Annotated in this window: 5 protein-coding genes; 3 read left to right on the top strand and 2 right to left on the bottom strand. The window is 50.4% G+C overall.

The window, feature by feature from the left end:
- The 3 genes from KIH26_RS16845 to KIH26_RS17110 form a co-directional block, all read left to right on the top strand.
- Window positions 1-398: DUF411 domain-containing protein (locus KIH26_RS16845; RefSeq protein ID WP_213446855.1), on the top strand; the 398-nt coding region annotated here is incomplete at its 5' end.
- Between the two features lie 13 nt (window positions 399-411).
- On the top strand, window positions 412-750 hold the full coding sequence (locus KIH26_RS16840) for a copper-binding protein (RefSeq protein WP_213446854.1): 339 nt from the start codon (window positions 412-414) through the stop codon (window positions 748-750).
- Entirely contained in the window at window positions 747-872 is a 126-nt protein-coding gene (locus tag KIH26_RS17110) for a hypothetical protein (protein WP_283770161.1), read from the top strand. Before KIH26_RS16840 ends, KIH26_RS17110 begins: the two co-directional genes overlap by 4 nt.
- 21 nt (window positions 873-893) lie before the next feature.
- Here KIH26_RS17110 and KIH26_RS16835 read toward each other — a convergent pair whose 3' ends face one another.
- A complete protein-coding gene (locus tag KIH26_RS16835) occupies window positions 894-1,892 on the bottom strand; it encodes a site-specific integrase (RefSeq protein ID WP_213446853.1) in 999 nt (332 codons plus the stop codon).
- A 267-nt stretch (window positions 1,893-2,159) separates the two neighbouring features.
- A partial coding sequence (locus KIH26_RS16830; RefSeq protein WP_213446852.1) for a P-loop NTPase family protein occupies window positions 2,160-2,677 on the bottom strand: 518 nt, incomplete at its 5' end.

The following is a 2,677-nucleotide window of genomic DNA, read 5'->3' as shown; positions in this document are numbered from 1 at the left end:
CGGTTGCCTTCATCGAAGTCTGGAAAACACCCAACTGCGGCTGCTGCAAGCTGTGGATCAAGATTCTGGAAAAAGAGGGCTTCAAAGTAAAGGCCAACAATGTCGCGCAAACTGCAGGCATACGCACTAAGCTGGGCATTCCAGATGACATGGGTTCTTGCCACACTGGCTTGATTGCAGGATTTGCAATCGAGGGTCATGTGCCTGCTAGCGAGATCAAGCGGCTACTCGCAGAGCCTGAAAGCTTGCGGCAGCAGGTCGTTGGTCTGTCAGTACCGGGTATGCCAATAGGCTCGCCCGGTATGGAAATGGGCACAAAACGTGACAAATTCGATGTCATGCTTGTCCTCAAGGGCGGCAAGAGCCGCGTTTATCAATCATATGAAGCTTTAGCTTGAAAGGAACCTCCACATGAAATCCCTATTCCTTCTCACTGCCGCGATGGTATCGTTTGCGGCGTTCAGTGCCACAGCCCAAACTGTTGCTCCAGCAAACTCTGCCACTACCAGCAGTGCCACAAAAGAAATGACCTCCGCCGAAGTGCGTAAGGTGGACAAGGAAGCCAAAAAAGTGACGCTAAAGCATGGGCAGATCAAGAATCTGGATATGCCACCCATGACGATGGTGTTTCAGGTCCGTGATGACAAGCTGCTTGAAAAACTCGTCGCAGGTGAAAACATCCGATTCACTGCTGAGCAGCAGCAAGGCGCTTTTGTAGTGACAGCGGTAGAAAAGGTTGAAGCCAAATGAGTAACTGGATGCCCTGTCTGCTGGGGATCGGCTATGTGCTGATCGCTGGTCTGCTGGGTTATTGGCTTGGATGTTTTCGCGAGCAATTACGCTTGCTGGAAATCATGAAGCCAGAAACCTAGTTGTGAGTGGCAATGTGCCACTCACAATAGACTCGGAATCTTTCTTCGCATCACAGGGCGAATGTAATTGCTTAGTGTTGCCATGCTCTTATGCCTAGTAGTGCTCATGATTTGCTGAGGCATTAGCGTTTCTGCGGCAGTGGTGGCGTAGCCAGCACGCAAACTATGGCCTGAGAATTGCGTGGCATCCGCATCGGTTCGTGCCACACTGGCTTTGACGATCTGTGCCACCGCATTCGTGCTGAGCTTCTTGCCTACGTTGCCATGACGATCAACGTTGCGGAACACCAAGCCCTCGGTTATGCGGGCTGCGGTGAGCCAAATTTTGAGCGCTATGACTGGGCATCTTTTCTCTGATACTGCTCGGGGAATGTAAACATGCTGGCCCTCAGCTTCTTGGTCGGTCTTTGATTGCGGTATCTCAATCTCAATGCCTGTTGACAGCCATGTGATGTGCTCGACGTAAATGCTCACAAGTTCACTACGACGGAAGGCACCAGCGAAGCCAATTAGTAGCAAGGCTCTGTCACGAAGAATCTTCATGGCATTGAGTTGTTGCTCGGCCATCATCAAAGTTGAGATTAGGTCGTCTTTGACCAATGCTTGAACACGTCTCTGCTTTGTACCCTTGATACGCCGGATACCAGCCATTACCTGCTTGACGCGAGAATTTTTTGTAGGCGATGGGGCAGAAATTTCTATATGCGCCCAGTTGATAGCGGCTAGTCGTCGTTCGAGGGTAGCGACAGATAAATTTTCGGCTGCTGAGGCAAGGTATTTTGCTAAAACCGCTGGGCTGCATGGAATCGCACCACCAGCAGCCACAAACTGCCGAATATCGGTCACGTAAGCGCGTTTGGTGGCATAGCTCTTGGCAGCGTCCAGAAACCGCTCTACAGCGGCTTCTGAATCGTCCAAAACGGCTTCTACGGCTGCTTCTTGCATATGGTGGATGGCATTGGTGCTGACGAGCGACAAAGCTGCGCTAGCGCGCCTGTTTGGCACTAGATTTTTTTGCATTTTTAAGCCTTTCTGGCTTGTGATAAGTGTGGTTTCTCAAAGCTCAGAGCAATGCGTACGAAGAATCGCCAGCCCGCTGAAAAACGAGAAAATTCACTAGGGGTTTGGAAATAAAAAAAGCCGCTCGAATGGGCGGCTTTTTGCTTTGGTGGCTGCGGTGAGCCAAGGCGGGGAAAGAAAAATAAATTCTTGCCCACGTCCCACTATTGCAGCGAGATATTCATAGTGTCGCAGGATTTTTGCCAGAAGGCAAAGGCGACTGAAAAATCACTTGCCATTCAATTCAAACGATCCAGCGATGTCTTCAGGCAGCTTGTCAGCACTGATGAGTACCAAATGCTGCCCCGCTCGTGTCATCGCCATGTACAGCTTGCGACGGGCTTCTTCTTGCTCTGCACGCCACTCATCGTCAGTCAAGTTCAGTGGGCGATGCCTTAGTAAAATATCTTCCATTCCAATCAAGAAGACAACAGCCGCTTCCAACCCAGTAGCTGTATCGAGATAAGCCATCCGCAGGTAGTCTTCTTCATAACCACCGGGTGGCTGTTTTGACAGCTTAAACCACCAAACTTGTTGATCGCCTAGTGAAGAACGCAAACGCTCCCAGACACTCTTGCGATTTTTGATTTTGTCACCACAGAGTACCAGCATGGCTGATAGTGGCAAAGCGTTCTGGCCGGAGTTTTGCGCTTTGATTTCACGGATCAGTCGAGTTACAGCATCGGGATGCGAGTCAACATAAATGAGTGTCGGCTTCGAGCCTTCGCGCATACCATCAAAATCCG

Source organism: Variovorax sp. PCZ-1, assembly GCF_018413605.1.
In the GTDB taxonomy this organism is placed as follows: Bacteria; Pseudomonadota; Gammaproteobacteria; order Burkholderiales; family Burkholderiaceae_C; genus JANMDU01.
The sequence above is the reverse complement of the archived record's forward strand: the minus strand, read 5'-3'. Positions and strand labels throughout refer to the sequence as shown.

Coding starts and splice junctions, on each gene's coding strand:
- KIH26_RS16840 (WP_213446854.1), top strand. CDS start 412: ATGAAATCCCTATTCCTTCTCACTGCCGCGATGGTATCGTTTGCGGCG.
- KIH26_RS17110 (WP_283770161.1), top strand. CDS start 747: ATGAGTAACTGGATGCCCTGTCTGCTGGGGATCGGCTATGTGCTGATC.
- KIH26_RS16835 (WP_213446853.1), bottom strand. CDS start 1,892: ATGCAAAAAAATCTAGTGCCAAACAGGCGCGCTAGCGCAGCTTTGTCG.